The organism is Chryseobacterium sp. POL2 (assembly GCF_011058315.1).
GTDB lineage: Bacteria > Bacteroidota > Bacteroidia > Flavobacteriales > Weeksellaceae > Soonwooa.
Genome location: NZ_CP049298.1, coordinates 1203291 through 1225641, shown reverse-complemented (window position 1 = coordinate 1225641; position 22351 = coordinate 1203291). Strand labels below are relative to the sequence as shown.

Annotated in this window: 16 protein-coding genes; 15 read left to right on the top strand and 1 reads right to left on the bottom strand. The window is 35.2% G+C overall.

Features of this window, described 5'->3' with window-relative positions:
- The first annotated feature begins 995 nt into the window (after positions 1 to 995).
- The 15 genes from G6R40_RS05670 to G6R40_RS05600 all read left to right on the top strand — a co-directional run bounded on the left by G6R40_RS05670 (position 996) and on the right by G6R40_RS05600 (position 21150).
- Positions 996 to 1382: an HU family DNA-binding protein gene (locus G6R40_RS05670; protein WP_165132799.1), complete on the top strand. Its 387-nt coding sequence runs from the start codon at positions 996 to 998 to the stop codon at positions 1380 to 1382.
- A 496-nt stretch (positions 1383 to 1878) separates the two neighbouring features.
- The gene (locus tag G6R40_RS05665) at positions 1879 to 6462 is read left to right on the top strand and encodes a T9SS type A sorting domain-containing protein (protein WP_165132796.1); all 4584 of its coding nucleotides are present in this window, start codon (positions 1879 to 1881) and stop codon (positions 6460 to 6462) included.
- An 88-nt stretch (positions 6463 to 6550) separates the two neighbouring features.
- Positions 6551 to 6793, top strand: coding sequence for a hypothetical protein (locus G6R40_RS05660; RefSeq protein WP_165132793.1), 243 nt, complete (start codon positions 6551 to 6553; stop codon positions 6791 to 6793).
- A 327-nt stretch (positions 6794 to 7120) separates the two neighbouring features.
- A complete protein-coding gene (locus G6R40_RS05655) occupies positions 7121 to 8251 on the top strand; it encodes a DegT/DnrJ/EryC1/StrS family aminotransferase (protein ID WP_165132790.1) in 1131 nt (376 codons plus the stop codon).
- An 80-nt stretch (positions 8252 to 8331) separates the two neighbouring features.
- The gene (locus G6R40_RS05650; RefSeq protein ID WP_165132787.1) at positions 8332 to 10266 is read left to right on the top strand and encodes a polysaccharide biosynthesis protein; all 1935 of its coding nucleotides are present in this window, start codon (positions 8332 to 8334) and stop codon (positions 10264 to 10266) included.
- Between the two features lie 40 nt (positions 10267 to 10306).
- Positions 10307 to 11113 carry a polysaccharide biosynthesis/export family protein gene (locus G6R40_RS05645; RefSeq protein WP_165132784.1) on the top strand — a complete coding sequence of 269 codons (807 nt, stop codon included), beginning with the start codon at positions 10307 to 10309 and terminating at the stop codon, positions 11111 to 11113.
- A 72-nt stretch (positions 11114 to 11185) separates the two neighbouring features.
- On the top strand, positions 11186 to 13558 hold the full coding sequence (locus G6R40_RS05640) for a GumC family protein (RefSeq protein ID WP_165132781.1): 2373 nt from the start codon (positions 11186 to 11188) through the stop codon (positions 13556 to 13558).
- The gene (locus G6R40_RS05635) at positions 13555 to 15045 is read left to right on the top strand and encodes a flippase (protein ID WP_165132778.1); all 1491 of its coding nucleotides are present in this window, start codon (positions 13555 to 13557) and stop codon (positions 15043 to 15045) included. Before G6R40_RS05640 ends, G6R40_RS05635 begins: the two co-directional genes overlap by 4 nt.
- Before the next feature lie 140 nt (positions 15046 to 15185).
- On the top strand, positions 15186 to 16193 hold the full coding sequence (locus G6R40_RS05630; RefSeq protein ID WP_165132775.1) for an EpsG family protein: 1008 nt from the start codon (positions 15186 to 15188) through the stop codon (positions 16191 to 16193).
- Positions 16187 to 17059 carry a glycosyltransferase gene (locus G6R40_RS05625; protein ID WP_165132772.1) on the top strand — a complete coding sequence of 291 codons (873 nt, stop codon included), beginning with the start codon at positions 16187 to 16189 and terminating at the stop codon, positions 17057 to 17059. The genes G6R40_RS05630 and G6R40_RS05625 overlap by 7 nt, the downstream gene beginning before the upstream one ends.
- Before the next feature lie 22 nt (positions 17060 to 17081).
- Positions 17082 to 17954 (top strand): glycosyltransferase family 2 protein, encoded by an 873-nt coding sequence (locus G6R40_RS05620; RefSeq protein ID WP_165132769.1) that lies wholly within the window; start codon positions 17082 to 17084, stop codon positions 17952 to 17954.
- On the top strand, positions 17951 to 18985 hold the full coding sequence (locus G6R40_RS05615; protein ID WP_165132766.1) for a polysaccharide biosynthesis protein: 1035 nt from the start codon (positions 17951 to 17953) through the stop codon (positions 18983 to 18985). Before G6R40_RS05620 ends, G6R40_RS05615 begins: the two co-directional genes overlap by 4 nt.
- A gap of 29 nt (positions 18986 to 19014) precedes the next feature.
- Positions 19015 to 19377, top strand: coding sequence for a four helix bundle protein (locus G6R40_RS05610; RefSeq protein WP_165132763.1), 363 nt, complete (start codon positions 19015 to 19017; stop codon positions 19375 to 19377).
- Positions 19378 to 19380: 3 nt separating this feature from the next.
- On the top strand, positions 19381 to 19809 hold the full coding sequence (locus G6R40_RS05605; protein WP_165132760.1) for a WxcM-like domain-containing protein: 429 nt from the start codon (positions 19381 to 19383) through the stop codon (positions 19807 to 19809).
- 183 nt (positions 19810 to 19992) lie between these two features.
- Complete coding sequence (locus tag G6R40_RS05600) at positions 19993 to 21150, top strand: NAD-dependent epimerase/dehydratase family protein (protein WP_228455931.1); 1158 nt, start codon at positions 19993 to 19995, stop codon at positions 21148 to 21150.
- A 21-nt stretch (positions 21151 to 21171) separates the two neighbouring features.
- On the opposite strand, the gene G6R40_RS05595 is transcribed toward G6R40_RS05600, so the two are convergent.
- Positions 21172 to 22302, bottom strand: coding sequence for a glycosyl hydrolase family 28-related protein (locus G6R40_RS05595; RefSeq protein ID WP_165132757.1), 1131 nt, complete (start codon positions 22300 to 22302; stop codon positions 21172 to 21174).
- Positions 22303 to 22351: the final 49 nt, after the last annotated feature.

Genomic DNA, 22351 nt, shown 5'->3' with positions numbered 1-22351 from the left:
ACCATCTAGGTGGCTGAGCGGAGCCGAAGCCAGATTGTCTTCATCTCGACTCCGCTCGATGACCATCTAGGTGGCTGAGCGGAGCCGATGCCAGATTGTTTTCATCTCGACTCCGCTTGGTGACCATCTAGGTGGCTGAGCGGAGTCGAAGCCAGATTGTTTTCATCTCGACTCCGCTCGATGACCATCTAGGTGGCTGAGCGGAGCCGATGCCACATTGTTTTCATCTCGACTCCGCTCGATGACCATCTAGGTGGCTGAGCGGAGTCGAAGCCAGATTGTCTTCATCTCGACTCCGCTTGGTGACCATCTAGGTGGTTGAGCGGAGCCGATGCCACATTGTCTTCATCTCGACTCCGCTTGGTGACCATCTAGGTGGTTGAGCGGAGCCGATGCCACATTGTTTTCATCTCGACTCCGCTCGATGACCATCTAGGTGGCTGAGCGGAGCCGAAGCCAGATTGTCTTCATCTCGACTCCGCTTGGTGACCATCTAGGTGGCTGAGCGGAGCCGATGCCACATTGTTTTCATCTCGACTCCGCTCGATGACCCACTTCGACACCGCTCGATGACCATCTAGGTGGCTGAGCGGAGTCGAAGCTACATTGTTTTCATCTCGACTCCGCTCGATGACCCACTTCGACTCCGCTTGGTGACCATCTAGGTGGCTGAGCGGAGCCGAAGCCAGATTGTCTTCATCTCGACTCCGCTCGATGACCCACTTCGACTCCGCTTGGTGACCATCTAGGTGGCTGAGCGGAGTCGAAGCCAGATTGTTTTCATCTCGACTCCGCTCGATGACCCAATTCCACTCCGCTCGATGACCCACTTCCACTCCGTTTGTTGACTGCTTAGGTGGTTGAGTGGCGTCGAAGTTGTGGGACTTAACATAATATGTGTCAATGAGATAGGTGTTTGTGGGTAACGAAATTTTTATTATTTTCATGGCATCAAATGAAATAAATATTTATTAACCTTTAAACACTTATGTATTATGGCAATTAAGTACAAATTAATTCAGAAAGCGCAGCCAGGCATCGCTGGTGGTGGTCTTAAAAAATGGTATGCAGCTATTGTGCTGGACGGCGAGGTAACTGTAGAGGACCTTGTTAAGAAGATCGAAAAATTCTCGGCATTGTCCGAGGCGGACATCCGTGGTGTTATCATCGCATTAGAAAATGTAATCCAAGAGGAGCTTGCCAATGGTAAAGTGATCCGACTGGACAAGTTGGGGAGCTTCTATCCGTCGGTATCTAGCGAGGGTACTGCTAGAGAGGAGGAGTTTACGGTGGCTAACATCAAAAGTTCTAAGGTCAACTACCGCCCCGGAAAACGAATTAGCAATGCCATGTTAACTGCCACTTTTAAAAAGAAGGCTTAGTTAGCAAAAATACCAAGCTTGCTATGCGCTCATGACAAGCTTGGTAACGACCCATGGCAAGCTTGCTATCACCCGATAGCAAGCTTGCTTTTTTTTAGGCCTTGGGAAAGCCCTCTGGCAGGGCGTTGCAGACTGCCATATTTTGCTGATAATTCTTCTAATTTTAGCAATGTCGTAATTAACTTTTGGCGCATTGGCGTTGATGATGTGGGAGGGGGAAGTGTTTTTTGCCACGGGCTTGTTGCCAGATAATCTGTGGATAGCGATATTATGTTAAATAGCTGGTTGAAGAAAGCTTATTGATAGGCGATTTTTAAACGAATTGTTAAATTTATAAACATAGGTTAATTTTGTTGTATAAAAATAATATCTTTACCGCCTGTTATATTATATATATATGAAAACAAAACTATTATCTTTTAAGCTACTGCTACTGGTAGCCTTAAGTTTTTTATCAAGTAAGGCTTGGGGTCAGACAACTATCTTCTCCGAGAATATGGGGAGTCCGACAAATAACACTCTAGTTAGTGGCTATTCGGGTTTTCAAAACTATGGCATCCTTCAATTTACTGGAAGTGCTACAACTGATGTTAGATCTAGTAATGGTTCGAGTACTACTGACTATTCTGTTGCATCGGGAAATGGAAATGTTTTTTTGAACGCTAATAGTAAGTTTATAGAAATTTCTAATATAAATACTAGTAATTATACAAATCTAACCCTGTCGTTTGGTGTTAGAAAAGGAACAAATGCTACAACGCAACCAGTAAAGATTCAGGTGAGTACTGATGGTACAAATTATACACCATTAACATATAATAATTTACCCACTGGATCAGGAACTGTGAAATGGTATTATGTTTCTGCGTCAGGTTTAATACCATCAACTTCAAATTTAAGAATTAGATTTACAGGGAATGATAGTACAAATGAAGTAAGAATAGACGATGTTAAATTGACGGGAACCCCTGCTACAACTCCAACGCTTAATGTGAGTACTGCTAGTCTTACTGGGTTGGATTATTTTGTAGGGCAAGGACCGTCTTTGGCAAAGAATTTTAAGTTATCGGGTACTCATCTACATGCAGGACTAATTACTCTATACGTTGGTGATAATTATGAAATTGCAAAAGGAGCTTCTCCTGCCAATGGAGATTATGCAGGTTATTTAGAGTATTCTACTACTGGGGGGACTTTTGAAGAACAAACTATATCGGTGCGTCTTAAGGCAGATCTGCCGATTGGGCAATATAACAATCATACTTCTACAGGTGATGATTATGTACTCGTATCAAGTAGTAATGCGACAGATGTACAAGTTAATTTATCAGGAGAAGTTAAAGCGCCATCGCTTATCGCAAGCCCAACAGCTTTGTCAGGTTTTACTTATGTATTAGATAATGGCCCATCTACTTCGCAAAGTTTTACGCTAAGTGGACAAGGATTAAGTGGTACTGGTGATGCTAAGCTTTTGCCAGGAGATAAGTGGGAGATTTCTACGGATGGCACCAATTATTTTGGTTATGGTGCTGGCGGTATTTCGATTCCTAATTATGCTGGCGCTTCAACAACAATACATGCCAGACTAAAAGCAGGATTGTCTGTTGGTAACTATAACCATGCAAGTAATGATATTGTTGCAATAACATATACTACTACAGGTGTTACAGCGCCCAATGTTACATTATCGGGTAGCGTAACAGCGCCCGTGCCAACATCTACACTTACGGCTGATGGTACAAATAACTATACTTATGTGGAAGGCAATGGCCCTTCGGCAGAACATACGTATCATGTTTCGGGAGCTCATCTCACAGGAGATATGACGCTAACAGCACCTACCAATTATGAAGTGTCGCTAACAACGGGTACAGGCTACCAAGCTTCTTTAACATTAACGCCAGTGGCTGGTTCTGTAGCTTCGACACAGGTGTTTGTAAGACTAAAAGCAGGATTGCTAGGCAATACTTATAATGGTAATTTGACTTTGGCTACCGCAGGTGTTACGCCTAATAAAACAATTCCGTTAACAGGAACAGTGACGATACCAGCACCAGCCAACGACCTTTGTGGCAATCCTACCAATCTTACAGTGAATGCAGCAGCTACTAGTGGGACGATGCGTGGTGCGACAAGAACAGCTCCTTTTACAAATGCAACAACATATGGCATCAATGACGTTTGGTATAGCTTCACAGTGACGCATACAGCAGATTATACAATCTCTGTTGGTGGTTTTGCAGGAGATTTAGATATTGATTTGTTTGGAACACAATGTCCAAGCAATGCTGATGATATTATTGATTATGCTGGAGGTTCAACCAATCCAAAAACTTTAATTACAAGATTAGATGCAGGGACTTATTATATAAGAGTTAGTGGTTTTGATACTGCAGGTTCTACTTCTGCATTTAATATTGCAGTAAGTTCGCCTAAAGCCATAGCAAGTGATAAGACCAGTTTGGCTTTTGGTAATGTTAATAAAAATGATAACTCCGTTTCGGAAAGCTTCAATGCTTCGGCGACATTCTTAGATGCTAATGCTACTATTACGATAACAGCACCTACACATTATGAGGTGTCTTTGGATAACAATGCGTGGGCAACTAGCCAAACGCTACAAGCTGATGCTGGTGGTTTCTTGGCTGCTACGCCAGTATATGTAAGATTTAATTCTGCTAATGCTTGTGGTGCTACCACAGGTAAGGTGGTATTAGCAAGTACAGGCGTTGCTAATGTTGAAGTAGATGTTACGGCGACTGCTGTAGTAGCTGCGCCAGTAGCAATAGATGCAACTAATATCACAGGTACAAGCTTTGTAGCCAACTGGAATGCTGTGCCTAACGCTACTAGCTATAAGGTGAATGTGTATAAGGAGGCAACATTATTTGATGCTACTTTTGATGATGTTGACGGAACTGGTGGTAACGATGGTAGCTGGACTGGTAGTGCAGCTTCAGGACCATTAGCTTCATACACAACAGGAGGTACTTGGACACTCGCCAATGCATTCAAAGGAGCTTCTTCTGTAAAGCTGGGAACTGGTACTAAACTAGGGTCAATTACAACACCATCTATTACTGTTGAAGGTACAGCAACCTTAACTTTCAGAGCTGGTGCTTGGAATGGTAATAATGAGAAAACAACATTAAAAATTTCTGCTACAGGTGCTACACTAGATTTAGCGACAGTTACTTTACAAAAAGGTGCTTTCGATACTTATACTGTAAATATTACTGATGCAAGCGGAGATGTAAAAATTAAATTCGAAGGAGAAACAGCTTCTAACTCCAGATTCTTTATCGATGATATTAAAGTAGTAGTTAAAACCCCAATTGCAGGTTCTCCATTTACGGTGGCTGCGCCAGCCACTTCTGCTAATATAACAGGATTAGAGGCAGATACAGACTATTACTATACCGTAGAAGCTTTAGTAGATGCATGTGCTTCTGTAGCATCTAACGAGATTGCTGTAAGCACAGCGGATAGAGTGATCTGGGATGGCACCGCTTGGAACAATGTGGAAGGTCCTAATGCACAGGTTAATGCTGAGATTGCAGGGGTTTATGATGTTACTACAGATTTTGTAGCTAAAGATCTTTCTGTTACAACGGGTAGTTTAGCGATTCAGCCAGGTCATAGTGTAACAGTACATGGCGCTCTTAGTCAGTCGGCTCATGATCTTATCACCGTAGAGAGCGATGCTAGCCTATTGCAAGTAGAAGGATCTACACACGATGGCAAAACAATTACCGTAAAACGTAATGCCAACGTACCAGCTAACCAATACAACCTATGGTCGTCACCAGTTGAGGCACAAGACCTATATGCTTTGTATGGCGCTGCGGGTCCTGTAGCTGCTGATAAAGTGATGGAGTATATCACCAAAACAGATACCTTCAAGCCAATGGCTGCGGGATCAAAATCGGCGAGTGCAAAAGGCTATTCGGCATTGGGACTTGCTTCTAATGATGTAACAGCTATCTTCAATGGTGTACCACATAATGGTCCAGTTAGCTATAACGCAGGTGCTAATACAGGACAGGGCGATGGTTATAACCTTATTGGTAATCCATATCCTTCTAACTTTGACTTGGACACGTTCTATACAGCAAATGCAAGCCAACTAGATGTTGATGTTGATAATACGGCTTACTTCTGGGATAATACCAACAATACGGTATATGGACAATGGGGAAGTAGTTATGAAGGTGATAATTATGCTTATTATAATTTCTCTTCAGGGGTGGGTAATCCAGCGCCAGCCTTAGGTTCTGGTGGAAAAAAACCTAGTAACATTATCAAACCAGGACAAGGCTTTATTGTAAAGCTTAAGAACACGACTGCAAGTCTTAGCTTTGACAATACGATGAGAACTGCAGCTAACACAAGTAGTGTTTATTTCAAAACAGAAGCACCAAAACGTTATTGGCTAGAGCTGACAACGCCAAAACAACTTATCATCAGCACGGCGGTGGTGTACAACGAGGCGGCTGTTAATACTTATGACAAATACGATACAGCGGCTAACAACTTTGCTTCGGATGGCTTCTATACGATGACCAGCAATGCAAAAGCGGTGAGCATCCAAGGTCGTCAAGATGTTAATATTAAAGATGATGTTGTGCCAGTAGGCATCAAAGCTTATGAAGCCGGTGACTACAGCATTCGATTTGCTAAAGGTGACAATATCTTTGCCGATGGGCAAGATGTCTATCTTAAGGATAATAGCCTTAATAAAATAGTTAAGCTTACTGATGCAGGTTACCACTTTGCATTAGACAAAGGTGTTAACACGACGCGTTTTGAAATCGTATATCAGTCGAAGACTTTAGCCGTGGACGCTGTTAACAGCCAGAAAGAGATTGTGGTGTACAAAGATGCCGACAGCTTTGTTGTAAAAGCGAGATCTAATGCGATTACCAAAGTTGAGGTGTATGATATGCTAGGGCGTCTGGTACTTGTTTCTGATAAAGCTTCCAAAGAGGTACGTATCGCGAACGCTAGTTTGGTAGAAGGGACTTATGTTCTTAAGATAAGTCAAAACAATAATATTGTAACGCAAAAGGTAATAAAATAATAATCTGGGCGTTGATAACAACAGCGCCCTTTTTATCATAATTAAAGATATAGTTAGAATTATGAAAAAAATAATATATACACTACTTATGACTTTGGGTCTTGTTAGTTTTTCATATTCTCAGTATGGTGGAGAGAATCGTTTTGATCAACCTACGGAAGAAAGAGAGCCAGCAAAAAGCACGCTAGATCCTATGGATGGAGATGGTTCTGTAGCTCATAGACCTGGTAACCCGGGCGGTGTTCCTATAGATGATTATATTCCTGGATTGTTGGTGTTGGGTTTGGTAATGGCGGGTTTTGCTACTTACCAGCGACAAAGACAAAAGTAATAACGTAAAGTAAGCATATTATTCCGAGGCTCAGGCTTCGGAATTTTTTTTTGGTCTAGCATGTTGCATTTGGGAATGTAAAATATTTTTGGTAGGTTGGGCTTGGTATTTAGCATTATTAGGCGATTTCAGGAGATTGGTTAAGCGTAGTGTTAACAATGTTTCTGCTTTTTTGAATAATAGTTGTTAAAATATTATAAAATATTTTTTGAAATATATTAGCTTATCCGCTCTAAAAATGTAAATTTGTTACGCTAAAAATAACCCTGAGACCATCATTAAATTGAGAATAAGTTGTAAAGTGGAAATAAAGTTGTGAAAATCTAAATGGAAGGAAAAATTTGGCTGTCATCGCCACATATGGGAGGTGGAGAGATGAAGTATATACAACAAGCATTTGACGAGAATTGGATTAGCCCGTTAGGACCCAATGTTAATGCTTTTGAGGAGGATCTAGAGTCGTTTTTAGGAGAAGATGTACATGTAGCGGCTGTTTCGTCTGGTACTGCAGCCATACATTTGGCACTAAAGCTTATTGGTGTTCAGTTTGGAGATGAGGTGATATGTCAAAGTTTGACTTTTGTAGCCTCTGCTAATCCGATTATGTATATGGGCGCTACGCCTATATTTGTAGATAGTGAAATAGAAACATGGAATATCGATCCAGTTGCTTTGGAAGAAGCTATTGTTGATGGTATTAACAGAGGTAAAAAACCGAAAGCGATTATAGCGGTATGCATCTATGGCATGCCTTATAAAGTTGAGGCGATAAAGCTTATTGCTGAGAAGTATGATATCCCTCTTATTGAAGATAGTGCAGAGGCATTAGGCAGTATGTACAAGGGGCAGAAATGTGGCACTTTTGGTGATTTGTCAGTTCTTAGTTTTAATGGAAACAAAATCATTACCTCGTCTGGAGGCGGTGCATTGGTTACAAGCAATTATAAGTATAAAGAGAAGGCTGTTTTTCTGTCCACACAATCCAAAGATGCAGCAGCCCATTATCAACATTCGGAAGTTGGTTACAATTACAGACTGAGTAATATTTGTGCAGGCATCGGGAGAGGACAGATGGAAGTCCTCAACGATAGGGTTAGCCAAAGAAGAAGCAACCATGCTTTTTATGAGTCGTTTTTGAATGATGTTGATGGTGTAAGTTTGTTTTCTGAACCTAATGAAGACTATTTTTGTAATTATTGGTTGTCGGTTATTTTGTTAGACCCTACAAAGATTAAGCGTAATCGTGAAGAAATAAGAGAAGGCTTACTAAAAGAAGGTATCGAGGCGCGACCATTGTGGAAACCTCTGCATCTGCAGCCTATTTTTAAAAATTCTAGGTTTTATGGAGGGGATGTTTCCGAGACTTTATTTAATCAAGGCTTGTGCTTGCCTTCTGGATCTAATCTGAGTGAAGATCAAAAAGAGCATATTAAGAAAGTTTTATTAGCTTTATTATAAAAAAATTGTTGTAAGTGTTGTGTGTATAGGGATAGTTTTATCCAAAACGATTATTTTTTTGACAAATACGTCATATTATCATGTTTAAAACAATTTTTGAAAATAAAATTTATAACGGCGACAATGTTATAGGTCTTACAGATATCAAATATCTACCGAGATGGGTCGTTTTAATCATAGACATTCTTTTTTTAGTTCTGTCTTTGCTCGTTACTTTTTTTGTGATTTTTAAATTAAAGACAAAAGCTTTTAATGTACTGGACTCGTTCCAAAGTTCTTTTATAATTCTTGTTATTAATATTGTGTTTATGTATGTTTTCAAAACATACGCAGGGGTAATACGACATTCGACCTTTATAGATTTACTCAAAATATTATTGGCGAGTTTTTGTACAGCAGCAGTCTTATTTGCTATTAATTTTACAAATATTCTTTTGGGGAATGAAAAAGTGTTCCTTAATTCTTTCATTATCTTGTATGCTGTATTTTCATCGATGTTGCTTTTTACTTTCAGGCTTGTAGTGAAAGAAGCTTTTCATTACGCAAGAGAAGTATCAAGAAGTAGCTTGAAGAAAAAGATTATGGTTTTAGGTGTTGATGAGCAAGCTGTTGCCATTGCACGGGCTATTTTGGACAATCCCAAACTGCCTTATCATATTACCAGTTTTATTTCTCTTGACAATAAATCGGGTGGTAACTACGCCAAAATTCTCGGAAAGTCCATTGTTAATAAAGTCTCTTTTATTAAACAAAATAAATTAGAATTAGACATAGAAGGTGTTATACTTATCAAAGAGTCTTTATCCAAAGAAGAGCTTGACGAATGGATTGGTATTTTGCTAGAAAAAGATATAAAAATTCTGAAAGCTCCTTCTGTTCAAAAACTTAGAAGTACCGATAATGCTAATTTCATTAAGGCTGTTCAGATTGAAGATTTGTTGAACCGAAAACCAATCAAGCTTGATAACGAAGATGTTAAAAAAAGACATTTTAACAAAGAAGTTCTTATCACGGGAGGTGCAGGGTCGATAGGTTCAGAAATTATTAATCAGGTAGCCAAGTTTTCCCCTTCTTTAATAGTGGTTGTCGATCAGGCAGAGACGCCTTTGTATGAGGTTGAGCTTCATTTGCGAGAAAAGTTTCCGCATATTGAATTTAAGTTTGTTTTAGCGGATGTTTCAAATATCAAGAGGATAGAACCTTTGTTTAAAAAGCATCATTTTTCAATGGTTTATCATGCTGCAGCTTATAAGCATGTCCCTTTGGTTGAGAGCAATCCTCAGGAAGCTGTGAGGGTTAATATTTTAGGGTCAAAAAACCTTGCGGTATTATCGAGTCAATATAATGTTAACCGTTTTGTAATGGTTTCTACCGACAAGGCTGTTAACCCAACCAATGTCATGGGTGCCACCAAGAGAGTGGCAGAACTTTTTGTGCAATCTTTACAAAACCGTCCAGGAAACAAAACTAAATTTATTACCACGCGTTTTGGAAATGTTTTGGGGTCCAACGGTTCGGTGATTCCACATTTTAAAAAGCAGATCGAAAAAGGAGGTCCTGTGACCATTACACATCCTGAAATTGTTAGGTATTTTATGACGATTCCTGAAGCTTGTGAATTGGTTTTAAATGCTGGTATTATGGGTAATGGCGGCGAAATCTATGTGTTTGATATGGGAGAGCCTGTTAAGATTTTGGATTTGGCGACCAGAATGATAAAATTGTCAGGTTTTGAGCCACAAACAGATATCAAAATTGTATATACAGGGCTACGTCCGGGTGAAAAGTTGTATGAAGAATTGCTTAGCGATGATGCTAAAACATTACCGACCAATCATGAAAAGATATTAATTTCAAAAGATCCGGTTATGGCATTTGAAGAAATTAATCATTTAGTTAACAATATGTTGTCATCATTAGAAGATGATTCTAGGTTTGATGTTGTTACTAAAATTAAAGTAATTGTTAAGGAATTTATAAGTAATAATTCCGAATACGAGTCGTTAGATAAATAACTTTATACTATATTTGCAAATTAACGAGAAAAGAAAGTTTATGAAGAAAGTTTTCTATGTCACCTTATTAGGATTTTTATTGTTAAATTATTCTTGTAAATCCAAAGAGAATATTAACTACTTGAAAAATATAGAAAATGTAGCCATGGAGGCTTCGTATAGTAGTATCAATAAAACAACAATCCAGCCAGGTGATAATCTAGTGATTAAAGTTTCTGCGAGCGATATGGACGTTGTTAAGCCTTTTAATCAATCTTCTTCATCTAGTGAAGTTTCACAATATTCACAATCTAGTACGAATTTGCCAACGCAAGGTCAGATTACAAACTCGGGACCAACTTATACGGTAGATTCTAATAATAATATCGATTTTCCAGTTGTCGGCATCATTAATACTCAAAATAAAACTATTGAAGATTTATCGGCTTTATTAAGAGATAAAATTTCTCGATATGTTAAAAATCCAACGGTTAATATTAAAAACACCAATTTTAAAATTACAGTTTTGGGAGAGGTTAATAAACCAGGTTATTTTGTATTGCCTGATGGGCAGTCAGCGACTGTTTTCACAGCTTTAGGTATGGCAGGCGATCTTACCATTTATGGTGAACGCGAGAATGTTTTGTTGGTTCGTAATGTCGATGGACAAATGACAAAGCAGTATATTAATCTTACAGATGCTAATTTTATAAATTCTGATTCTTTTCAATTGAAGCAGAATGACGTCATTTATGTTAATGCTAACAAGGCTAAACAAAACTCTTCTTGGTTTGGGCCGCAAACAGGCGTTTGGATCTCTATAGCCTCTGTAATGGTAACAATATTAGCATTAGTTATCAAAAAATAAATTAAGTTAGCCTATTCCTTTTAAAACTAGAAACAAAACAACACTACTAAAATAGTGTTAGAACCTAACATCATGGATAATCAAAAAAAAACTGAAGAGTCGGTAAATATTCAAGATATATTAAAGCCTTATTTTAAAAAAATACACTGGTTTATCATTGGTGTTCTTTTAATGCTGGCTTTAGCCATTGCTTATATAAAATTAACACGTCCAGTTTATAAGTCTGAAAGTACGGTTTTGATAAAGGATGCAAAAAAAATGTCTAGTGCATCAGGAGATTTTGGTGTTTTGCAGGGACTTGCTGGATTTGGAGGTATGGGGACCAACAGTATCGAAAATGAAATCGAGATTTTACAGTCCAAAAAGCTAATAACAGATTTGGTACAGGATTTAAATATTCAAACTAAATTATACGCAAAATCTGGATTTACAAAAATTGAATTGTATAAGACCACATCGCCACTTATTGTAAAAGTTGTTAATGAAAAAAACACTGCAGATTCTCCTAAAAAACCACTTGAGCTTAGTATTAACGGAGATAAAATTACTTTAAAATCAGAAGAATTAAAATCAGATATTGTAACGACTTACAATAAGTTGGTGAGTCTTCCGTATGCTAATTTAATGTTTTTGAAGAATGCAAGTTTTGATGCCAATATTGTAAAAGATGTTGAAGATTTTAAAAATCTAGAATTAGAATACCATACGTTAGAGGCGACTGTTAATGATTTTCAAAAGAATATTTCTGTTGATTTAGTTAATAAAGATGCAACGATAATCTCTTTAAGCTTAATCTATCCAGAAAATAATAAAGCGAAAGATATTTTAAATAGTCTTATCTATCAGTATAATTTTGATGCAATTAATGATAAAAATATAGAATCTAAAAAGACTAAGGATTTTATTGATGAAAGAATTGATTTGATATCTAAGGAGTTAGGAGAAGTTGAGAGTCAGAAAGAGCAATTCAAAATTAGCAATGATATTGTTGATTTGATGAGTGAAGCCAGACTGAATGTACAAGGTTCTATGCAAGCTAAAGCAAGAGAGCTTGATTTAGAAACCCAACTTCAGATTTCTAATATGCTATTAAGCGCAATGAATGGTCAGAAATCGAATCAATTGTTACCCGTAAATATTGGATTAAGTAATGAAGGTGCTGTTAAAATCATCGAGAACTATAACAGACTTATATTGCAACGTAATAAACTGTTGGAGAATGCTACCAATGAAAATCCATTGGTGCAGGATTTGGATAATCAGATTCGACAAACAAGAAATTCCATTCAAGAAAGTCTTCATAAAAGTATAACATCAATTAATCTTACCAAAAGCCAGATACAAGGTGAAGTAGGAAATCTGGAAAGTAAACTTAATAAAGTGCCTCGTCAAGAAAAACTTTTCAGAAGTATTGAAAGACAACAACAGATTAAAGAAAATTTATATTTATTACTCTTAGAAAAACGTGAAGAAGCTGCTATATCCTTGGCGATGACTGCTAATAAAGCGAGAGTTATTGATAATGCTTATACCCTCGAAAAGCCTGAGAGTCCAAAGAAAATGATTACGCTGCTTGCGGCATTGATTTTTGGAGTATTGATACCTTTTGTTATCATCTATTTACGTTTATTATTTAATAATAGTATAGAATCTAAACATGATCTTGAGCGTTTGTCAAAAGTCCCTGTATTATCAGAAATTCCAAGGTTGGCAAAAGGTGATGAGCATTTAATACAAATGAATGATGTATCACCTATGGCAGAGGCTTTTAGGATTTTGGTTACTAACTTAAATTTTATGCTTCCTAAGAAGGAGAAGGGTAAAACCATTATGGTGACATCAACGATTAAAGGAGAAGGTAAAACCTTTATTTCAATTAACTTGGCGCTTGCATTAGCTTCACCAAAGAAGAAAGTATTGGTCATAGGATCGGATATTCGTAATCCGCAATTACAAAGATATGATCTTAGTAAAAAGACTGTCGCAGGTCTTACAGAATATTTGGCTGGAGGTGTTGAAAATATTGAAGATATAATATATCCAAGCTCATTTGCTGATAATTGTGACATAATCTATTCGGGAAGTATTCCACCTAATCCAACTGCATTGTTGGAGAATGGACGATACAAAATGCTGGTTGATCAGGTCAAAGAAATGTACGAGTATGTCATTTTGGATACAGCACCACTAATGCTGGTAACAGACTCATTATTGATTGCAGACAATGCCGATACAACATTATATGTAACGCGTTCAGAAATAACTGATAAAGCTTTCATTGACTTTGCTAATAAGAATATTGATAGTCATAAAATCAACAATACCGCATTTGTTCTTAACGATGTTCATAAGTCTAATTTTGGATATGGTAATAAGTATGGGTACGGCTATCATGCCGAAGAGAAATCTTGGTTTAAGAAATTAAGAAAAAGATTTGGATTATGATTTCTTCAATTTCTAAAACATTAAATTCAAGAAATGTTAAGATAAATTATATACTGAACTTAACAAGAGTCCTCTCGGGGGCTCTTATTGGTATTGTAACAATGCCATATATTAACAAAGCACTTGGTCCAGAAACATTAGGCAGAGTGGAGTATATTAATACATTGATTACTTATTTTTTGATGTTTTCTGCTTTAGGAATTCCCATGTATGGTATAAGAGAGATTTCAAAAGTACGGGATCAACCAAAATTGTTGGCAAGAACAACAATTGAGTTGCTTAGTATTTTATTCTTAACAACGATTGTTTCTTATCTTGTTCTTTTTGGGGTTGTTTATCAGTTGGATTATTTTTTAAATTATAGAGATCTAATACTCGTGATGAGTATTATGATTTTTTTGACCAATATAGGTGCAGAATGGTTTTTTCAAGGTTTAGAAAATCAGTTATACATTACGGTTCGTTACCTGCTTGTGAGGATTATTAGTTTATTGGTTATTTTGCTCTATATCAAAGAACCGTCAGATTATCTGTTATATGCTTTATGTTTGGTGATAACCGCTTGCGGTGCTAATCTTTTTAATATTTATTTTTTATACAAAAGAACTATAAAAGTAGAATTTAATTGGTCTAAGATTGATATAAAAAGACATCTAAAGCCTATTTTATTAATTTTTCTTGGGACGATTTCGGTTAATATTTATCTTCAGCTTGATTATTTTTTAATTGGTAGTTTGGTGGGAGATAAATATGTCGGATATTATGCAGTATCCAATAAGCTAATTCGTTTCGTGATTGGCTTTATAACAATCATTGGTTCTGTAATGTTACCAAAATTATCCATCTTATATGCATCAGATTATAAATCTTACATGGCATATTTAAAAAAGTCCCTAGCATTTATGCTGCTTTTTTCTATACCATTTAGTGTTTATTTTTATGCTTTTGCAGATTCGTTGATTTATTTGTTTGCGGGTCCAGAATATGAGAATGCTGTGCTTACGATGAAAATTTTGTCTCCTTTGTGCATTATTGTTAGTTTAGCTTACTTTATGGGTTTTTTAGTTCTTTATCCAATGGGAAAAGAAAAAGTATATACTTGGGCGGTTGTTACATCAGCAGTTTTTAGTATTTTGATAAATTTTTATGCCATTAATTCCTATCAGCAAAATGGGGCAGCGGTTGTTGCGGTTCTTTCAGAATTGTTGGCTATTGTTTTTATGTTTGTTATTATTACCCGTAATAAGATGGTTAATAGTTTTTTTTCAAAAAGTATCGTTTGGTATATCCTTGCTGGTGGTGTTGTCTTTGTAGTTTCAGAATTTGTAAATTTATATATTAATCAAAGTTTTCTTAATATTTTGTTATATTCTATTCTTGTTTTTGTTGTTTATTTTGCGATTCTTTTACTCTTAAAAGAAAGAATAGTTATGGATTTATGGATTATGGGAAAAAATAGTTTTAATTTGTTCAAAAAAATTAATTAGAAAAATTAAGATAACGTTCTCGTAGTAACGGGGATACATGAAAAAAGAAATTGATGTTTATTTTATTTGTTTTATTTCTGCTGCATTATAGTATTGGGTATATAGGTGAAGTTATTAAAGTTAAATTTATAACCAATATTATGTCTTGGCTTTTGCTAGCTGCAGTATTTGTTTTTACTGTTGGGCTTCGCTATACAGCAGATTATAATATGTATTATTTTCTTTTTAAACATGAAATAGGCATTACCGATATTGGTTTCAAACAATTAACCATCTTTTTTAAAGAACGAGGATGGTCTTATGATGATCTGTTCTTATCACATCTTGTGGCCTATACACTCATTTATTTTTTCTTTATCAAAAGATATACTTCCAATTATTTTTATGTGTTTTTGGCCTATATACTTATAGATTATGTACATTATGCTAATCAGATTAGATATTATTTAGCTTTTTCAATTCTGTTATTTGCGTTCCATTTTATGTTTAAACGCCGATACCTTTGGATGATAATTTGTTGTATTCTAGCATTTGTATCTCACTCAGCCACTATTGTACTTTTTACTTTCATACCCATCTATTTCTTTATTAAAACAAATAATTATTTTAAGTTTATCTTCATCTTATCGATTGCTTGTTTTGCGATAGTTTACCTTGGTTTTTCTTTAGGCTTTGCACGACAAATAGAACATTTTGGAGAATATTTTGACAAGGGTGGTATCAGTGGTTTTGTTGGAGGCTTATTCAACTCCTTACCTTATATCTTCTTAGTAGGTTTTTTATATTTTCAAGCCAAATATTATATTAAGAATAATGAAGATTGGCAAGAGGACAAAAAATTCGTCTTTTTGTACAAACTTACATTTTATACGACCATATTTATCCCCGTATCATTTTTTCTTCAGATCGCGGGACACCGCTATGTGATGCCATTTCTAATTATATATGTTATATTTTTCTTATATATGATTAGGGATTATTCGGTTAGGCAAAAAGCACATAGATTACTAAGTTTTTCAGCAGTTTGTTTTGTTGTATGTCTTTTTATATACATTCTGCCTTCCTATATATTAAAAGAAAATCACTTTTTACATGAATTAGAACTCATGTTAGAATCTATAAAATATTTGAAATACAAACAATGGTAGAATTTTCGTATATTATTGTAACCTATCTTTCTCATAAATTAATAGAAGAAGCTTTGCAAAGTATTTCACAATATGAAGAAAGTTCTAGCTATGAAATTATCATTGTAGATAATAGCCCAATAGAAGGTCATAGTCTTTTGAAAGAAAAAATCCTACAAATTGGTTATGAGAATAGGGTGAAAATTATTCATAACCCAGCAAATAATGGTTATGGTGGTGGAAATAATATAGGAATTAAACAAGCACAAGGACAATACATTATTGTCATGAATCCTGATGTTAGATTAATGGAGCCCTTACAGCAAGATGCAAAAGCTAGATTTATTAACAGTCTTTCATTAGCGATGATTGGCTATCAACAAATGGGAGGAGAGAATATTTCGTTTTATCGAAAACCTGAATGGACATTTTTTCTTTCTGGATGGATAATGAAACTTAGGAACAAACAAGGAAAGTTTGATTCTAAAAAGGATTTCTTATCGGGTGCTTTTATATTCTTAGATAAAGAAAAGTTCGAAAAAATTGGTCTTTTTGATGAGCAAATTTTTATGTATAATGAAGAATCTGATATTTCAAATAGATTTATTAAAAGTAATTTTGATATTGCATATATCCCTACAAAGAAATATAGTCATCTATTAGACGAAAGGCCTTTCAATAGAAATGCATTCAAAAATGAAATGATTTCTTTAAAATATTATCTTTCTAAACATAACTTTGATGAGCAAAGAATTATTAGATTGTATCTTAAAGAATTGAATTTCAAAAAAATAATTGCTAAGGTTTTGAATAAAAAACAAAGCATTAAAAGATTTTCTGAAATGATGAACGAGATGAAAAGTATTTTTGTTATCTCTAATAAATAATGCTACTCCTATTGATTTAATTATGAAAGAAAATTCGCCATTGGTTAGTGTCATTATTCCATTCTATAATAATAAGATGTGGCTTGAAGAAGCTTTGGAATCAGTTTTTAATCAGAGCTATCAAAACTTAGAAGTTATAATTATCAACGATGGATCAAAAGATAATATCGATGATTTAATTCTTAAATATCCAAATTTCCGTTTCTACAAAACCACAAATAATGGTGCAGGCGCGGCAAGGAATGTGGGGATAGAAAAAGCAGTAGGAGACTATATTTGTTTCCTTGATTCTGATGACCTATGGGTTAAAGAAAAAATTGAAAAACAAATAAAATTCATGAAACTTCATGGATTCGTATGGAGTCATACCAATTATCTCTCTTTTGAAAACGACTCACCAAAAAATATAAAAATACTCAATCCCGATATTCAAGGTTATATACTTCCCAAAATGTTAATATCTTGTGGTATTGCAACGCCTTGTGTTATGATAAAAGCAGAAGTGCTAAAATCAGATAATACACTTAGATTTAATCAAGATTATAAAGTTGGTGAAGACAGTGCCTTCTGGATCAAATTGGCTCAAAAATATGAGTTAGGTTATTTGCCAGATGTATTAACTAAAGTGAGATTAAGAGGTAAAAATGCTGCCTATGATCCCAGACTTCAATTGCAAGCCAAAGCACAATTTTATAATTTAGTTAAAAACAACAAAAATTTTTTTAAAAATAACATAGATTATAAAGTCATTTTATTAGGTTTTTATATTGCGAATAAGCTTAATAAAACTCTAAGTTATTTTCCAGAAAATAAAACTCCAAAATATATCGCTTATCTTTTTTATGCTTTTCCATATTTATATTTAAAAATTGCTTTGAAATTTCTAAAATTATGAAAATAAAAAATAAAACACTTTTGATTACTGGTGGAACAGGCTCTTTTGGGACGGCTGTTCTCAAGCGTTTTTTAGAAACAGATCATTTTAAGGAAATTCGTATTTTTTCTCGTGATGAGAAAAAACAAGACGACATGCGAAATCTTTACAAAAATGATAAAATAAAATACTATATCGGCGATGTTCGCGATTATACAAGTGTTGAACCTGCTACTCGTGGTGTAGATTATATCTTCCATGCTGCAGCTTTGAAACAAGTTCCTTCATGCGAATTTTTCCCGATGCAAGCCGTGAAAACCAATGTGGAAGGAACGCAAAATGTTATTCGTGCAGCAGCAGCCAACAAAGTACAAAAAGTCATTTGTCTTTCAACAGACAAAGCAGCTTATCCCATCAATGCGATGGGGATTTCCAAAGCCATGATGGAGAAAGTTGCCGTTGCAGAGTCTCGTAATCTTACAGAAACGGTGGTTTGTTTAACACGTTACGGAAACGTAATGGCTTCTCGTGGTTCGGTGATTCCTTTGTTTTTAAATCAAATTCAGAAAGGGGAACCCATTACAATTACGGATCCAAATATGTCGCGTTTTTTCATGTCTTTGGAAGATGCTGTAGATTTAGTATTATTTGCATTCGAAAATGGAAATCCAGGAGATTTATTCGTGAACAAAGCACCTGCAGGAAGCATTGGCGATTTGGCGCAAGCACTAATTGAACTTACGGGCAAAGAAGTTCCAATTAAAGTGATCGGAACGCGTCATGGAGAAAAATTGTATGAAACTTTGTGTACCCGTGAAGAAATGATGAAAGCCGAAGATATGGGGGATTTCTACAGAGTTCCTGCCGATAATCGTGATCTGAATTATGCCAAATATTTCTCAGAAGGTGAAGAAGATGTTTCTAAAATCGAAGATTATCATTCTCACAATACCGAACAACAAGGTGTAGAAGGTCTTAAGAAATTAATTTCAACTTTACCATTAATTAGAAAAGAAGTTTTTGGAGAAGATGTGATGCAATATCCTTATTAGTGATTTGTAATTAGTTATTAGGAACTGGTATGAGAACTCATAAAGATTTAGATGTTTGGAAATTGAGTATAGATTTTGTAACTGAAATTTATGCTTTAACGATGCGTTTTCCAAAAGAAGAGCAATTTGGATTGATAAATCAAATTAGAAGAGCTTCTGTATCAGTACCAAGCAATATTGCCGAAGGTGCTGGAAGAAAATCTGATAAAGAGTTTTTACAATTTTTATATATTTCTTTAGGCAGTGTTCAAGAGATTGATACGCAAATATTAATTTCTTTGAATTTAAACTATTTAACAAAATCAGAATATGAAATTTTACTCATCCAATTAGATCAAATCTCTAAAATGTTGTCGGGTTTAATAAAATCTGTTAAAGAAAAGTTGAATTAACCAATGACAATTAACCAATTACCAATTACTGTCGGGAACCGGCACGAAGATGAAAGAGGAATTATCACGTTCAATAATGATTTTGATGCCTCGCAAATTAAAAGAATTTATACTTTAGAGAATCATTCAACGGATTTTATTCGTGGATGGCAAGGACACAAAATTGAGCAACGTTGGTTTGCAGCAATGAAAGGCCGATTTGAAATTTCGGTGATTGTTGTTGATGATTTCGAGAATCCTTCGAAAGATTTAAGCATTCAGCAGTATATTTTGGATTCAGAATCCTTAACTTATCTTCATGTTTCAGCAGGTTGCATAACGGCAATTAAGGCTTTGGAGGAGGATAATAAATTATTAGTATTAGCAGATTTTGGTTTAGGCGAAGTTCAGGATGAATACCGTTTTCCAATTGATTATTTTATTAGAGACTAGAGACTAGAGACTAGAGACTAGAGACTAGAGACTAGAGACTAGAGATTAGAAATTAGAAATTAAAGATTAGAAACTAGAGATTAGAAATTTGAAAGTAGAAGTTAGAAACTGGAAATTAGAGATCCTGATCTCAAGTCCCCAATCCCTGGTCCCTAATCCCCAATAACCAATAACCAGTAACAAATGATGAATAACCAGTTACCAACAACCAACAACCAATCACCAAAAAAGATTGGAATTACAGGACAAAAAGGCTTTGTAGGAAGTCATTTATATAATACTTTAGGACTGTTTCCAGAAGAATTTGAAAGGGTTGATTTCCAGAAAGAATATTTTGAAAATGAAACCCAATTGGATGATTTTGTCTCAAAATGTGACGTTATTGTGCATTTAGCAGCGATGAATCGTCATGAATCAGAACAATTTATCTATGAAACCAATGTCGCTTTAGCAAACAAATTGGTAGATTCTTTGAAAAGAACCAATTCGAAAGCTCATGTTTTGATATCGTCTTCTACACAAGAAGAAAGAGATAATCTCTACGGAAAATCGAAACGTGAAGGTCGCGAAGCGATTGTCAACTGGGCCAACGAAAATGGTGGAAAAGCAACGGGATTAATTATCCCAAATGTTTTTGGAGCTTTCGGAAAGCCTTTCTATAACTCATTTATCGCTACTTTCTGCCATCAGTTAACGCATGGCGAAACACCAACAATTGCTAATGATGGTGATGTAAAACTGATTTACGTTCAGGAATTGGTTGTTAAAATCATGGAAGAAATTCGTTCTGAGAAAAGTCAGCCCGAATTGGTTATAGAACCAACTTCAACCAACAAAGTTTCTGAAGTTTTAGCTTTATTAAACGATTATAAAACCAAGTATTTTGATGGTGGAGAAATTCCAGTTTTGAATTCAAAATTCGAACACAATTTATTCAATACCTACCGTTCATATATTGATTATAAGACGCATTATCCAGTAAAATTCACGCAACATACCGATCCTAGAGGCGCTTTTGTGGAAGTCATTCGATTAGGAATTGGCGGACAATGTTCATTTTCAACGACAGTTCCGGATATTACAAGAGGAAATCATTATCATACCCGAAAAATTGAGCGTTTTGCGGTGATTAAAGGAAAAGCTTTAATTCAGTTAAGGAAAATAGATACGGATGAAGTTTTAGATTTTTACTTAGACGGTACAGAACCTGCTTATGTGGATATGCCCATTTGGTACACCCACAACATCAAAAATATAGGAATAGAAGATTTGTACACGATTTTTTGGATCGATGAACCTTTTAATCCAGAGGATGCAGATACGTATTTCTTGGAAGTTTAAAATTAAAAAATAGACCGGTAACTAATCAATTATTGGTCTGTTTTTTTCATTTGAAATGCTTTTTTTCATCAAAGATTTAATTTTCTCATTGTCTTTTCCGACATCAATTTTATTGGAAGAATAATCTCGGTTGTCGATAATGATTTTATTAGCTTCTAGATGAGGTTCGGTAGTTAGATAAGCATTGTTAGAAAGTGTATTTTCGGTTGAATTTCCAATCATTTGCATAAAAATTTGATTCTTATCAGGAAGAACCGTCATATTACCAATGGCATAAAAATTATTGGTGATGATATTTTTACTGGCGCTGTCTAAAGTGAAATTCACGAAGTGATTTTCAAGATAATTGTTGTTGATAAAGTTGGTCAACGCATTTTTAAGAACTATTCCTCGCCCTCTACTGTTGATATTTGATTGGTTAGTGGATGTATCATCTTTGTAATAGGTTGCAACATTAGACTCAATCATATTATTATTAATAAAATTAGAATATGAATTATTATTAATCATAACACCAATAGAATTAAATCTTAATTCGCTTTGTGTGAGGTAAACACTTGTTGAGGTATTTGTAATTAACAGGCCAATTGCATTATTTTTTAAGAATACTCTTGATATAAAAGTGTAATAAGATCCATTAACTTCAATCCCGCTGTTAGAAAAACCTTCTATTTGTACATCTTCAATCCTTGTACGAAGCCCATTGATTAAAATTCCCACATTGTTCGTGGTGGTTGTTGCTTTATTTTCTACGAAACTATTTTGGTAATTTGGTCCTTGTACGCTTATATTTTTTATGTAATTGTAGCTATTATATATTATAGATTCGTCTATGTTTTTTTCAAGAATAATAACAGGTGTGTTGGTAGATTTTGTTTGTAAAACAGTCGTGTTGATAAATTCTCCTTCAATACTAATATATTTATCCAAAATCAATGATTGAGATAAAAGGTAGGTTCCACTGGGAATATACAATACGCTTGGCTTTTTTTGGAAGCTGTATTTTGTTTTCAGTTCATTAATAGCTTTTTTAAATGCTTGGGTATCATCGGTTTTACCATTTCCTACTGCGCCATAATTCGTAATGTTAACTTTTTGGGATAAGCATAAATTAAATGTGAAGAATAGTATTAAAATAATGGAATTTTTCATTGTGTTGCTTTTAATGATTGTAAATATACTATATCTTTGTTTAAAATTT

Bases quoted from the DNA above. Each gene is read 5' to 3' on its own strand.
- G6R40_RS05670 (WP_165132799.1), top strand. From the start codon at position 996: ATGGCAATTAAGTACAAATTAATTCAGAAAGCGCAGCCAGGCATCGCT.
- G6R40_RS05665 (WP_165132796.1), top strand. From the start codon at position 1,879: ATGGGGAGTCCGACAAATAACACTCTAGTTAGTGGCTATTCGGGTTTT.
- G6R40_RS05660 (WP_165132793.1), top strand. From the start codon at position 6,551: ATGACTTTGGGTCTTGTTAGTTTTTCATATTCTCAGTATGGTGGAGAG.
- G6R40_RS05655 (WP_165132790.1), top strand. From the start codon at position 7,121: ATGGAAGGAAAAATTTGGCTGTCATCGCCACATATGGGAGGTGGAGAG.
- G6R40_RS05650 (WP_165132787.1), top strand. From the start codon at position 8,332: ATGTTTAAAACAATTTTTGAAAATAAAATTTATAACGGCGACAATGTT.
- G6R40_RS05645 (WP_165132784.1), top strand. From the start codon at position 10,307: ATGAAGAAAGTTTTCTATGTCACCTTATTAGGATTTTTATTGTTAAAT.
- G6R40_RS05640 (WP_165132781.1), top strand. From the start codon at position 11,186: ATGGATAATCAAAAAAAAACTGAAGAGTCGGTAAATATTCAAGATATA.
- G6R40_RS05635 (WP_165132778.1), top strand. From the start codon at position 13,555: ATGATTTCTTCAATTTCTAAAACATTAAATTCAAGAAATGTTAAGATA.
- G6R40_RS05630 (WP_165132775.1), top strand. From the start codon at position 15,186: ATGTCTTGGCTTTTGCTAGCTGCAGTATTTGTTTTTACTGTTGGGCTT.
- G6R40_RS05625 (WP_165132772.1), top strand. From the start codon at position 16,187: ATGGTAGAATTTTCGTATATTATTGTAACCTATCTTTCTCATAAATTA.
- G6R40_RS05620 (WP_165132769.1), top strand. From the start codon at position 17,082: ATGAAAGAAAATTCGCCATTGGTTAGTGTCATTATTCCATTCTATAAT.
- G6R40_RS05615 (WP_165132766.1), top strand. From the start codon at position 17,951: ATGAAAATAAAAAATAAAACACTTTTGATTACTGGTGGAACAGGCTCT.
- G6R40_RS05610 (WP_165132763.1), top strand. From the start codon at position 19,015: ATGAGAACTCATAAAGATTTAGATGTTTGGAAATTGAGTATAGATTTT.
- G6R40_RS05605 (WP_165132760.1), top strand. From the start codon at position 19,381: ATGACAATTAACCAATTACCAATTACTGTCGGGAACCGGCACGAAGAT.
- G6R40_RS05600 (WP_228455931.1), top strand. From the start codon at position 19,993: ATGATGAATAACCAGTTACCAACAACCAACAACCAATCACCAAAAAAG.
- G6R40_RS05595 (WP_165132757.1), bottom strand. From the start codon at position 22,302: ATGAAAAATTCCATTATTTTAATACTATTCTTCACATTTAATTTATGC.